This is a genomic window from Lewinella cohaerens DSM 23179, assembly GCF_000379805.1.
Lineage (GTDB): Bacteria > Bacteroidota > Bacteroidia > Chitinophagales > Saprospiraceae > Lewinella > Lewinella cohaerens.
The window spans coordinates 58,807-71,916 of sequence record NZ_KB903535.1 but is presented as its reverse complement, the minus strand read 5'-3'; the positions used below and the strand labels follow the sequence as shown (position 1 = coordinate 71,916).

At 45.4% G+C, this 13,110-nt stretch carries 11 protein-coding genes; 8 read left to right on the top strand and 3 right to left on the bottom strand.

Going from position 1 to position 13,110, the window contains the following annotated elements:
- The first annotated feature begins 111 nt into the window (after nt 1-111).
- A complete protein-coding gene (locus A3EU_RS0106010) occupies nt 112-438 on the top strand; it encodes an Hpt domain-containing protein (RefSeq protein WP_020535230.1) in 327 nt (108 codons plus the stop codon).
- A gap of 49 nt (nt 439-487) precedes the next feature.
- Here A3EU_RS0106010 and A3EU_RS0106005 read toward each other — a convergent pair whose 3' ends face one another.
- Entirely contained in the window at nt 488-1,192 is a 705-nt protein-coding gene (locus tag A3EU_RS0106005; RefSeq protein ID WP_020535229.1) for a response regulator transcription factor, read from the bottom strand.
- A 201-nt stretch (nt 1,193-1,393) separates the two neighbouring features.
- Nucleotides 1,394-2,140, bottom strand: coding sequence for a hypothetical protein (locus tag A3EU_RS0106000; protein WP_156825674.1), 747 nt, complete (start codon nt 2,138-2,140; stop codon nt 1,394-1,396).
- Between the two features lie 186 nt (nt 2,141-2,326).
- On the opposite strand from A3EU_RS0106000, the gene A3EU_RS0105995 reads away from it, so the two are divergent.
- The 6 genes from A3EU_RS0105995 to A3EU_RS0105965 all read left to right on the top strand — a co-directional run bounded on the left by A3EU_RS0105995 (nt 2,327) and on the right by A3EU_RS0105965 (nt 11,081).
- A complete protein-coding gene (locus tag A3EU_RS0105995; RefSeq protein ID WP_020535227.1) occupies nt 2,327-2,959 on the top strand; it encodes a class I SAM-dependent methyltransferase in 633 nt (210 codons plus the stop codon).
- A 645-nt stretch (nt 2,960-3,604) separates the two neighbouring features.
- Nucleotides 3,605-6,940 (top strand): preprotein translocase subunit SecA, encoded by a 3,336-nt coding sequence (gene secA, locus A3EU_RS0105985; protein ID WP_020535225.1) that lies wholly within the window; start codon nt 3,605-3,607, stop codon nt 6,938-6,940.
- A 427-nt stretch (nt 6,941-7,367) separates the two neighbouring features.
- Entirely contained in the window at nt 7,368-8,018 is a 651-nt protein-coding gene (gene deoC, locus A3EU_RS0105980; RefSeq protein WP_020535224.1) for a deoxyribose-phosphate aldolase, read from the top strand.
- A gap of 66 nt (nt 8,019-8,084) precedes the next feature.
- Nucleotides 8,085-8,483 carry an SPOR domain-containing protein gene (locus tag A3EU_RS0105975; protein WP_044085518.1) on the top strand — a complete coding sequence of 133 codons (399 nt, stop codon included), beginning with the start codon at nt 8,085-8,087 and terminating at the stop codon, nt 8,481-8,483.
- A gap of 91 nt (nt 8,484-8,574) precedes the next feature.
- Complete coding sequence (rodA, locus tag A3EU_RS34530; protein WP_020535222.1) at nt 8,575-10,026, top strand: rod shape-determining protein RodA; 1,452 nt, start codon at nt 8,575-8,577, stop codon at nt 10,024-10,026.
- A 2-nt stretch (nt 10,027-10,028) separates the two neighbouring features.
- Nucleotides 10,029-11,081, top strand: coding sequence for an N-acetyltransferase DgcN family protein (locus A3EU_RS0105965; RefSeq protein ID WP_020535221.1), 1,053 nt, complete (start codon nt 10,029-10,031; stop codon nt 11,079-11,081).
- Nucleotides 11,082-11,146: 65 nt separating this feature from the next.
- On the opposite strand, the gene A3EU_RS0105960 is transcribed toward A3EU_RS0105965, so the two are convergent.
- Nucleotides 11,147-11,674: a hypothetical protein gene (locus A3EU_RS0105960; protein WP_020535220.1), complete on the bottom strand. Its 528-nt coding sequence runs from the start codon at nt 11,672-11,674 to the stop codon at nt 11,147-11,149.
- 261 nt (nt 11,675-11,935) lie between these two features.
- On the opposite strand from A3EU_RS0105960, the gene recA reads away from it, so the two are divergent.
- On the top strand, nt 11,936-12,982 hold the full coding sequence (gene recA / locus A3EU_RS0105955) for a recombinase RecA (protein ID WP_020535219.1): 1,047 nt from the start codon (nt 11,936-11,938) through the stop codon (nt 12,980-12,982).
- Nucleotides 12,983-13,110: the final 128 nt, after the last annotated feature.

The window sequence follows — 13,110 nt, the reverse complement described above, 5'->3', positions numbered from 1 at the left end:
CTGTTTCGGAAATAGGATTATCAATTTAGGTTTTTTTATCCTTTTTATCCTTTTATTAAACGAGAAATGCGACAATAAACCGAAATTGAGGAACTCAGAGCAAGTACTATTATGATCGATAAAAAAGCCATCGCCCTTTACTTTGACGACGACCACGAGTTGTTTAAGCGCTTCGTAGCCCGTTTTGTGGAACAAACACCAGGGCTGATGAACGCTATAAAAAAAGATATTTCGGCCGGGCAACTGTCTCAAGCTGGTACGGATATTCATGCGCTCAAAGGGCATTTGCGTTACTTGGGGCTGGATAAGTTATCCAAACAGTTGGAGGCGCTCGAACGATTGGCGGTGCCACAAGGAAACAAAGAGATGCTGTTGATTGGTTGGCAAAAATTTGACCGCGCGTTTGTCCCAGCCTTTAGGTTTTTAAAAGCTTATTGAGTATTGCGCAGAAAATAAAACGCGATTTTGTTTTCGTGCTGTTCCTAAGTTATTCCCTGATGTGCAAACGGTAGCCAGTACCGTGGATATTTTTGATCTCAATATTTGGATCCCCTTTCAGCAGGTGACGGAGCTTGCTAACGTAAACATTGAGGCTACGGCCCCGGAGGTATTCCTCTTCTCCCCAGATGGATTTTAAAGCGTTGTCGCGTGAAAGTACGCCGTCAGGAGCAGTAGCAAAAAGAAGCAATAACTTGGCCTCTGTACCAGTCAGTGATTGAACGTTGTCGCCTAAGGTGAGTTCCTGGTTTTGGGGATGGAAAGAGAATTGGCCAATCGTATATTCTGCTGCTTCTGCAACTTGTTCTTGCTCTTGTTGACGGCCTACACGGCGCAATACCGCCGCAATTCGCAGGTACAACTCTTCCATGCTAAAGGGCTTGGGTACGTAGTCGTCGGCACCAAGGGTGAGTCCTTTGATACGATGGGCTTTATCTGCATTAGAGGAGAGGAAAATAAAAGGAACCTCAGTGTCTAATTCTCGTAATTCGGCAGCAAGGGTGAAGCCATCTTTGAAGGGCATTTTTACATCCAGTATGCACAGGTTGAAATGCCCTTGTCGGAAGGTGTGCAAGCCGTCTTCTCCGCTGTAGACCAAGGTGACCTTCAGCCCTTTTGACTCGAGGTATTCCTGAATAAATGGGCTGAGCATTTTATCGTCATCCACCAACAAAATATGAGCATTCAAAGTCATGGTTTGGAATTAGATAAGGAGAAGAAGTCTAAAGAGGCGGGATTTTTGCGGAGATTTTTTTGAATCATATAAGGGATTATAAGATCATGTGAGAAATTTTTAAAGAGGTGCTTGTTAGTTCGTAAAGGTGAAATAACGATTAGGGGCAGCTCCCTATAGTTCTTCAAATTTACATATTTTATTTTTTTGAAAGCATAGGCTTTACTCCCAGCTCTCCTGTGCTTTTTTTTCTAACTCGGTCATCGGGTAGCGATCTACCAATTGATGTTGGAAGCTGGGGGCGCCCTCTCCGTAGTCGCGGGCATAGAAAACGAGCCCCAAGCCTTTGGCATAAATCTCTTGGCCGGTAAAGCGAGGTTCAATATCACCGATGATGGAATCGCGCTGGTCGACGGAGCCGCTGAGTGAAAAGTGGATAGCAGGGTATTCCTGTTCCTCGTAGGTATAAGTGGTGTCGCCCTGGAATTGGCGATTGATCAAGATCGTTGTGCTGCCGTGCGGCTGCGAGGGGAGTTGAAAACGAACTTGGTAAATGTACACCTCGCTGCCATCCTCTTTGACTTGAAAGGGAAAGACATTAGAACTAATTACTTCGCCGATGACTTGTTGTTGCTGGTTGGTACTATCTGTTTCAAACAGGTAAAGGTTACGCAAGAGGATGCCATTATTGACCATCTCCTCGCGGTAAAGGCTACTAGGCAGGAAGTCGCTTTGGTAATAAGCTTTGGTGAAATAATAAGCCGAATCGGTAGGCAGAACACGGTAGTACCAATAATCAGCAGCGAGAGCGTCGTGCTGAGCATCTCGGTATTCGTAGACGAGCCCGTCAGTGAGTTCTCGTAATGGGAAATAGTAATCGCGAATATCACGTAGGCCGTCGTCTTGGCAGCTGGTGATAGGGAATAAGGTTATTGATGCAAAAAATAGGAAGTAGATATTCGTTTTCATGGAGTAAAGATAAGGGCCAATGATGTTCTTGTCGAATAACGAACTTCTATTTTCTACTTGAACCATATAAGTTCATAAAAGGAGATATAAGCTCTTTTTTATCTACTTAAATGGCCTTATATTTCTTGAATTGGTTCAATTCAATTTACTTAGAAAGCCCTTGGGGACAGCATAAATAAAACAAAGATGGCAGAATTCTGGGAATCAAACTTCAGAGATAAAAAGACAATGTGGGGCTTGGCACCTGCTGATTGCACAATGGAAGTGTTGGACTTATTTAAAAGAGAAGGACTGAGTAACATTTTAATACCGGGATTTGGATATGGAAGAAATGCGAAAATATTTACAGATAATGGGTTTAGTGTTACGGGCATAGAAATTTCAGCAACGGCCATTGACTTGGCAAAAAAGCACTTCGGAGGAGGGGTCAAGGTTCATCATGGAGCTGTTGGAGAGATGCCATTTGGTGAAGAATTGTACGAAGGGATTTTTTGTTACGCCCTGATCCATTTGTTGGATTCGGAGGAGCGAGCGAAGCTTATTCGTGACTGTTACGCTCAGCTTGAGCCCGGAGGGTATATGGTTTTTGTGGCTATCTCAACGCGTTCGGCTGCTTATGGAGAGGGGAAAGAATTGAGCCCTGATAGGTTTGTAACCAAGCATGGGGTTAATCTGTTTTTTTATGACAGAAATTCAGTAAAAAGGGAATTTGGTAAATTTGGTTTGGTGGAAGCAAAGGAAGTCAATGAGCCAGTAAAGGTTGTTGAGGGTAAGCCTTATCAGCGGTTTTGGCAAATCAGCTGCAAGAAGAGTACTTAAGTGAGGTTGCTAAGTGATGCGTAGCGCATGAGCGCGAAGCTCGGCGCAACGGAGTGAGCAGCAGCAAGGATGGTAGTGGTACCGAAGGTGAGAGCGGACAGCCTGGCACCGAGGCTTCGTACGAAGGTGGCTGCCAAAATGATGATTTAAAAGACCCAGATCCTGCAATAACGTCAGGTGAGGGTGACAATATTATGACATTGTGGCGCGGTAATCGGTTTGGTATAATATCTGCATTAAAGGGGGAATAAGCAAATGATTACCCAAAGTTGATCGTTAAGAGCTTGTTTGGGACTTGTTCCTACTGCGAATCAAGGCTTTACGAACCTGACTTCGCTGCTAAACACTCATTTGGCCCGCCAAACTCGAATTTAGCAGCTTCGCCAGAACCGCAAATCCTTGATTCTCGTGACGAAACCGTCCCAAACAAGCTCTTGAAAAAACGATTAGTGTTATCTTTGCGTTTTTATTGAGTCTGCCATTAATAGCGCGTACTTTAAGGAACAGCACAAAAATAAATTTAGCCGACGTTTTTCGAATAGTTAATTAAGCGCTCCATTTTAAGCATATTAGCTATTTGAAAAACCCAAAAGAAGGATCAATTTATTTTTTGCGCAATACGGACGAGTACCCAATACAAGATATATGTTTAAGAACATCACCTCCGGACTAAAGAATATGTTCGGAACGAAATACGATCGCGACGTGGCCATTTACCAGCCCGTGGTGGAGGATATTAAGGAAGCTCATGAAGGGCTAACCAAGCTGTCGAACGATGAGTTGCGCGCTAAGACCCAGGAATTTCGGTCTCGTATTGCTTCTTACCTCAGTGAAATTGATGCTGAACTAGCGGAATTGAAGAAGGAAGCTGCTGAAGGCACTGATATTGAGGCCAAGGAACAGCTCTTTAAAGAGATCGATGCTTTGTTGAAGCAACGTGACGAAGAGCAGGAGGTGATTCTGAAAGAAATTTTGCCAGAGGCTTTTGCAGTTGTGAAGGAAACGGCGTACCGTTTTTCGAATAATGAAACATTGCGTGTAACAGCCACGGAGCATGACCGTAAATTGGCTGCCCACAGCAAAAAAGGCTATGTGAGCCTAGATGGAGGGGATGCTATTTGGAAAAATAGCTGGCTGGCTGCCGGTGGTGAGATCACCTGGAACATGGTACACTACGATGTGCAGTTGATTGGTGGTATGGTACTGCATGATGGTAAAGTTGCGGAAATGCAAACGGGGGAAGGTAAAACCCTGGTAGCGACGCTGCCGGCGTACTTGAATGGCTTGTCTGGCCAGGGGGTACACGTTGTAACAGTGAATGATTACCTTGCTCGTCGTGATTGCGAATGGATTGGGCCAATCATGGAATTTTTGTTCCTGACGATTGACTGTATTGATAAGTATAAGCCCCACTCGCCAGAGCGTATTGCGGCTTATGGTTGTGATATTACCTATGGTACCAATAACGAATTTGGTTTTGATTACTTGCGTGACAACATGGTACGCAACGCTAATGAACGCGTACAGGGCAAACACCACTACGCGATGGTGGATGAGGTAGACTCTGTACTGATTGATGATGCACGGACACCTTTGATTATCTCTGGGCCAGTACCTCAGGGCTCTGATGATCAGGAGTATATGTCACTGAAGCCTTTTGTCGAGCGGTTGCTTGCTGAACAGCGCAAGATGGCTTCAGAGTATCTCAACGAAGCAAAGAAAGCCTTTAAAGAAGGTAACCTGGGTAACGAAGAAGGGCAGGCCGGATTGGCGCTGCTGCGCTCGTACCGGGCATTGCCGAAAAACCGGCCCTTGATTAAATTCCTGAGTCAGGAAGGAGTACGGGTAATTCTGCAAAAAGCGGAAAACTTCTATATGCAGGAGCAGTCGAAGCACATGCACATTGCTGATGAGCCACTGCTATTTACGATTGACGAAAAAAATCGTCAGGTAGAACTGACGGAGCGTGGGGTAGAATACCTGTCCAAGGGAAAGGAAGACCCTACGTTCTTTGTGATGCCTGATATTGCCATGGAAATGGTAAATATAGACAAGGATACTAGCCTTGCAGATGACGAGAAAGCGGAAGCAAAGAACCAGTTGGCACAGGATTATTCTGTAAAGTCCAAGCGGGTGCACTCGATGAGTCAGCTGTTGAAAGCTTATACCCTCTTCGATCGCGAAGAGGACTATATCGTGATGGACGGCCAGGTGAAGATTGTAGATGAGCAAACTGGCCGGATGATGGAAGGACGCCGCTATAGCGATGGTCTGCACCAGGCATTGGAAGCCAAGGAGAATGTGAAGGTGGGGGATGTAACCCAAACCTATGCTACCGTAACGCTACAGAACTACTTCCGGATGTACCACAAACTTGCTGGTATGACGGGTACTGCCGAAACGGAGGCCAGTGAATTGTGGGAAATCTACAAACTGGACGTTGTGGTAATCCCTACCAATCGCCCTATTCAGCGTGATGACCGTGAGGACATGGTGTACAAAACCGAGCGGGAAAAATTCAACGCTGTTGCTGAAGATATTGTAAAGTTGAGTGAAGCAGGCCGACCAGTGCTGGTAGGTACGACGACGGTAGATGTATCAGAAAAACTAAGCCGATTGCTGAATATGCGTGGCATCAGCCACAATGTGCTGAATGCCAAGCAACACCAGCGAGAAGCAGAGATTGTAGCTGAAGCGGGTCGCGCTGGCAATGTGACCATTGCGACCAACATGGCGGGTCGTGGTACGGATATCAAGATCAACGATGCGGTGAAGGCTGCTGGTGGTCTGGCGATTATTGGTACAGAGCGCCACGATTCGCGGCGGGTTGATCGCCAGTTGCGAGGGCGTGCCGGACGTCAGGGAGATCCTGGTAGTTCGCAGTTTTACATCTCACTGGAAGATAAACTGATGCGACTGTTCCAATCGGAGCGGATAGCTAAACTAATGGATGGCATGGGCCACCAAGAAGGTGAGGTTATTCAGCACAAGATGGTGACCAAGTCGATAGAGCGCGCACAGAAGAAGGTAGAAGAAAATGCCTTCGGTGTACGTAAGCGTCTTTTGGAGTATGATGATGTAATGAACATCCAGCGTGAGGCGATCTACAAAAAGCGTGACAATGCTTTGGAAGGAGAACGCCTGAGTGTGGATTTGAATAATATGTTTGGTGGCTTGGTTGACGAGCTGGTGTATGCGCACAAAGAAGGTGGGTCATTTGAAACCTTTGAGCGGGCGTGTGTATCTACCTTGGGCTTGGACCCTAAGATGGACGCTGCGGACTTTAAGGAGCGCAAGGCTGAAGAGCTGGTGGAAATGGTAGAAGCGCAGTTTAAGGAATTTTACGAGCGGAAATACCTGAAGATTTCGGAAATGATCATGCCTCAGATCAAGCATGTTTACGAAACACAGAGCGACCGCTACAAGCGTATTTTACTGCCCTTTACGGATGGTAGCACCCATCCACTAAATGTGACTGCTGATCTGGAAGAAGCGGTGAAAAGTGACGGGAAGTCGGTCGTTCGGGATATTGAACAAGCGGTAACCTTGGCCATCATTGATGAAAAATGGAAGAACCATTTGCGGGGCATGGACGAATTGAAGGATTCTTCACAAGCAGCTTCGTTTGAGCAAAAAGACCCCTTAGTTGTTTACAAAATGGAAGCCTACAAGCTATTTGAAGGTCTGATCATTGAAACGAATGAATCGGTGACCAGTTACTTGGCTAAAGGTGGTTTGGCGCTCAACCAGAACGTACAGCAAGCAAAGGAACAGAAAACGAACTTGAAGGCTACTCGTACCAATAAAACGGCTGATGAAGGCGAACGGATGCAGCGCGCAGCTGCACAGGGTGCCGGGCAGGGCGGACGGAGACAGAAGCCTGAAACCTTCAAGCGAGAAGAGAAGAAGGTGAAGCGTAATGATCCTTGTCCATGTGGCAGTGGTAAAAAATACAAGCAGTGCCACGGGCGTGGTGCGTAATTGTTAATATACCCAAGTTTCTAATAACATGAGTCATCCCGAATTTTGATTGTCATCAAAATCCGTGCTGACCAACCGCAAAACCTATAGTTAAAGAAGAAACCCCATGATTTCACTAATAGAAATCGTGGGGTTTTTCTACAAAAGTCAGATAAATCAATCTTTTCAGCTATTTAATGACTCATGTTGTTGGTTTTATATAGAAATAGCGAAAGTCAATAAAATTATTATTCTACCTTAAAGCGTTGATGCCTAATAAATTGGGTGTTGGGGCGTAAAAGGAATCTTTCTTCAATATTAAATATTTATTTAATTGCGCTATCTTGCCTCTTAATAGTATGACTTTCAGGTTTACGGATTTAAATTTAGGTGTCTAGAATGGAGCCGAATTTTTCGTGAACGACCCGTGAATTAACCCCAGTTTTTGATGAACATCGCCTCTTTTATTGACCATACCGTGCTCAAGCCGGATACAACGCTTGCGGAAATCAAACAGATTTGCCAGGAAGCGATTGACCATAGTTTTGCAGCCGTGTGTGTACCTCCTTTTTACGTTGCCCAAGCGCGCCAAGCGCTGGATAGCAGCCCTGTTAAATTAGCTACGGTTATTGGTTTTCCTCTAGGTTATTCTGCTACCGTTGCCAAGGTTGAAGAAATTAAGCGGGCCATTGATGAAGGTGCTGATGAGTTTGATATCGTTATCAATATTGCCGCCGCTAAAAATGGCAACTGGAGTTTTGTGCGTAGCGATATCGACCGGATGCTAACAGCTTGCCATCTACGGGGAAAGCAGATGAAAGTAATCATAGAGACGGCTTTACTCACTGAGTCGGAAATACTGGAAGTCTGTAAAATTTGTAATGATCTCGTACCTGATTACGTAAAAACATCAACGGGCTTCAATGGCACGGGAGCTACTCCCGAGGTTATTCGTCTTTTGCGGTCTACGCTAAAAAAAGAGATCAAGATAAAGGCTTCCGGGGGCATTCGCACACTGGAAGATGCCGAGGCATTAGTTGCGGCTGGTGCAGACCGATTAGGAGCTTCCAGAGGCGTAGCAATTGTGGGCGAAAAATAAGTAAAGTTTCTTCCTTATCTTTGTCTGGTTGCTTTGTATTAGGTTAAAATCAATCGGACATTCCTTATGAAAAAATATCTTTTCCTCCTGCCATTAATGGTGTTCAGTTGCTTCCTCATGGGGCAAAGTGTTCAGGTAAAAATGGATCCTATCATCGGAGATATGCTGGATCAGTATACGGCCGTGAATCAGTCACAGAATACGGTCTCCGGTTGGAGAGTGCAGATTTTAGCAACAACCAGTCGTGAGCGACTGGAAAGTGTTCAGCAATCCTTTCGTTATCATTATCCCAATATTCCTGTAGAGTGGGAGCACAGCCGCCCTTACTACAAGTTGCAAGCGGGGGCTTTTCGTACCAAGCGCGATGCGCTGCGGTTGAAGTATATCCTTAGTCGTGAATACGAAGGGCTGTACCTGGTTCGAGACGATGCAATCGCCAAGGGCGAGCTACTGAATTACTATTAGAGACAGCACAAAATACTTAGCATTAAGTAAGCCGGTTTCTATTACTTGACACGCTCTACCTTCTTACCTTATACTCTTCACAGCAAAGACCATGTCCGATAATCGGCAAACGTATTTACTGAATATTGATTACATCACGTTCTGTTTCTACCTGGCACTGGTGGGGATAGGAGGGATTTTTATTTATTCAGTAGATGTACAGCAGTCGGGCGCGCCAGAGAATTTGGCAGATTTTCTCTTCCATATGCAGTCGGGCAAGCAGGTTTTGTGGATTATTATTTGCTTACTGGTGTTTTCATTTATCTTCTTCTTTCTCGATTACAAATTTTGGCAAACCTTTGCTTATTTGATCTATGGCGGAGGGATAGTCAGCTTGGTGCTGGTGGTGCTGATAGGTACGACGATCAAGGGGGCGACCTCTTGGTTTACCTTTGGAGGCTTTTCTTTTCAACCATCTGAATTGGCCAAATTTGGTACTTGCCTGGGGGTAGCAGCCTACCTGGGGCATTGGAGTATTGATCTGCGCAATACCCGACAAGCGATTCAGGTGGCGGGATTATTTATACTACCAGCGGGCTTGGTGCTTTTACAGCCAGATGCGGGTTCTGCGCTGGTCTTTATGTCGTTTTTTATAGTCATGTTTCGAGAAGGGCTTAATCCTTTGCTTTATGTTATCGGAATTGTAGGTGGAGTAACCTTTGTCTTAAGTATCTTAGTACCTCCTCTGGTGATGATTTTGTTGTTGGCCTGGCTGGTTATTATGATCTACATTTTATATGAAAAGGATCAAGGCTTACTTTGGTTAGGTGGCCTGTTGTTGTTTGGGGTACTCCTGATATTTGGTTATCGGGAAGGTTACGGAACATACAGCCTGGGGGCTGCACTCATTGCCTTAATTGCGATGACTTACCGGCAGTATCTGAACTTTAGGACCAAGATTATACCAGTAATGATGGCTGGGTTTTTACTCACTGGCGGTTTGGCCGTTGGTAGTAACTATGTCTTTAATAATGTACTACAACCCCACCAGCAGCAACGTATTGACGTTTGGTTACGCCCAGCAGAAGCGAAAAAACGAAATAAAGATTCAGTGATGAATCTCGAAAATTCTATGCTAGCTATCGGTGCAGGAGGGATCACAGGAAGAGGAGTTTTCTCTGGGCGAATGACCCAAGGGCGCTGGGTGCCGGAACAAGATACAGACTTCATCTTTTGTACAATTGGAGAAGAACAGGGATTTTTGGGCTCAGCAGCAGTAGTGGGGTTATATTTATTACTCATCTTGAGAATAGTCATGCTTGCCGAACGCCAGCGTACCGCTTTTAGCCGTATTTATGCCTATGGTGTCGCAGGAATCCTTTTCGTTCACGTTGTCGTTAATATAGGCATGACGATTGGATTGGTGCCGATTATTGGTATCCCTTTGCCATTTCTTAGCAAAGGAGGTTCCAGTTTACTTGGATTTACCATCATGATAGCTGTACTTCTTAAACTCGATAAGCATCGGGGGCGGATAAAGAAAAATGCTATTGTAAATTTCTGATTATGCAACAAGCTATTGTACTCACCAACGGAATGTTGGTTTCTTCCAATGCAAAAACTTGCCATGGGCTTCTCCGTGGGAGCGAACGTTTCAAAATTTTAGCGGTCATCGACGAAGCTTTTGCTGGCCAGGACGCAGGAATGGTACTGGATGGTAAAGCGCGCAATATTCCGGTGATGGCTTCCGTAGCGGCGTATTTTGCCCAGGAAGGTGCCGTACAACCTGATGCTTGTATCGTAGGAGTAGCACTGACAGGAGGGCGCTTGCCTGAAGATTTTCGTGCCGCGCTGTTAGAAGCCGCCGGGCATGGCTGTAGCTTGGTGAATGGTTTACACACTTTCCTTAGTGATGATCCTGATTTTCAACAAGTAGCTGCCGCTAAAGGGATCGAGTTGGTGGATATTCGCAAACCCCGCTCACGGGAAGCGCTACAATTCTGGACAGGCGATATCTATTCCGTAAAAGCCCCAATCGTAGCGGTATTGGGTACTGACTGTGCCCTGGGCAAACGTACCACTACGCGCTGGATGATGGAAGCTCTACGTGCTAAAGGTAAAAGCGCAGAAATGATCTACACGGGCCAGACCGGCTGGCTACAAGGCTCCCCTTACGGTTTTGTGTTTGACAGTACGGTTAATGATTTTATCGGTGGCGAATTGGAAAAAGCAGTGGTGAACTGCGCTCGCGAGGCCAATCCTGATTACATTTTGTTAGAGGGCCAATCATCGCTCCGCAACCCTAGTGGCCCTTGTGGTAGCGAATACCTACTGAGTGCTAATGCTAAAGCAGTTGTGTTACAACACGCGCCTGGCCGAGAGCACTTCGAAGGTAGTGATGTAGTCATCGGTTCCATCCAAAAAGACATTGACCTAATCCGCCTTTATGGTTCAGAGGTTATCGCTATCACCCTCAACGGCGAAGAACTGACGGCCGATGAGTTGGTGGCGGCACAGGAATCCCTTCGCAAAGAAACTGGTCTGCCAGTAATAAGGCCATTGGAGGAAGGAGTAGGCGAAGCCGTTGCTGCACTTGAGCAGTGGGCTGCTAAGCGGTAAGTAAAAAGTCATCCCCCCTGGAGGAAGGATGACCTTTGACAAACAAAGTAGATAGTGATTGTTTTTTATTCCGCAACCTCTTCTTCCATTTGCTGAGGCAATTCTCTTGGGTTAATCAAGTCACCTTCTGTTGTTAACCAAAAACTAAGCTTTTGACCGCCTTTGCGCAGACTGATATGGAATGCCTCCCAATCATTATGCAATGACCCCACTAGTGCAGCACCCGTAGGAGTATAGTCGGCATAATCCGTATTAAGTGTTTGAACAATAGCAGGAGGAAGTGCCTGGGGCCGGTAATTTGTATAAGTGGACATTCCTTGTCCATCAGCCAGGTAGCGAGCACGGGTATTTTTGCCCTCATTGTGGAAAACAGCCAGATAGTTTACAGGAGCAGTGCGTGAACCTTGGTATGTTTGCATTTTCCATTGGCGGACAGTCATACTTGGGAAATGTTGTTCCTGGCTAGCTTTTACTGCTTCGGGTACTTCGCTGGCCTCAATGAGTGTTACGGTGGCTTTTGCACTGAATTGCTGAGCCTGTAAACCATTTACTGCAAATAGGCAGAACGCTAAAAGAGAGAAATAAAATTTCATGATAATTAAGGTTTTAAAATGATGAAGTTGTTATAAACTTCGGTGAATAAATAGTTGAATTGCCAGCAAATGTATGAGTAGCGTAAAGGCCTTGCTATTTTATTCAACCGCCGGTAGGAAGGCTTCAACAAATGGTTTTTTCGTGTGATGTTGGAAAATTATTTGGCGGATAACAATTTGTTGTTTATATTTGCTATCGAAATAAACAAATATTTGAAATAGTCGGAAGATTTTTTGTCTACTTCCGTTAAACAGCAGCATATGGCTAACGATAAAGATGCTAAACTGAAAGCACTAAAGGCGACGATGGATCGCTTGGATAAAACTTACGGTAAGGGCACAATTATGTTCATGGGTGACTCTAAGGTGGCGGATATTGAAGCCATTCCTTCTGGGTCCTTAGGTTTAGATATTGCCCTGGGTATTGGTGGTTTTCCGCGTGGCCGTGTCGTAGAAATCTACGGACCGGAATCATCTGGTAAAACGACGTTAGCCATACATGCGATAGCGGAATGTCAGAAGTTAGGTGGTATTGCTGCCTTTGTGGATGCAGAACACGCTTTTGATCGCTACTATGCGAAGAGCCTTGGTGTAGATACAGAAAACCTACTGATCTCTCAGCCAGATAACGGAGAGCAAGCTTTAGAGATAACGGAAAACCTTATCCGTTCTGGAGCAATCGACATTATTGTTATTGACTCGGTTGCGGCATTGGTGCCTCGCTCGGAGATTGAAGGCGAAATGGGGGATAGTAAGATGGGCTTACAGGCTCGTCTGATGTCACAAGCCATGCGTAAGCTTACAGGTACGATTGGTCGTACAGGATGTTGCTGTATTTTCATCAACCAGTTGCGTGAAAAGATTGGGGTGATGTTCGGTAATCCTGAAACAACAACCGGTGGTAATGCCTTGAAATTTTACGCCTCGATGCGTTTAGATATCCGCCGTTCTGGTGCTGGTATCAAAGACAAAGAGAATACCGTAATGGGTAACCACGTGAAAGTGAAAGTGGTAAAGAACAAATTGGCACCTCCTTTCCGGATCGCCGAGTTTGATATCATGTTTGGAGAAGGTATCTCTAAGGTCGGTGAAATCGTTGACCTTGGTGTAGACCAAGACGTTATCCAAAAGAGCGGCGCTTGGTATGCCTACGGTGATGCCAAAATCGCTCAGGGACGAGAAGCTGCCAAACAGTTTTTACGGGATAACCCGGAAGTAGCTCTTGAGATCGAGCAAAAGATCAAAACTGCGATTATGGGCAGTAAGGAAGAAGAAGAGGAACAAACACCTGCTGCTGCAGGGAAGTAAGATATTCTCTGACAATAGTTTTCAGAGAATGAAATAATGTAGTATCGGCAAAAGCTGGTTTTACCAAATAACAAAAGCCATTTCTCATCCCTGACAGTGGGGGTGTAGAAATGGCTTTTTTAGTGCCT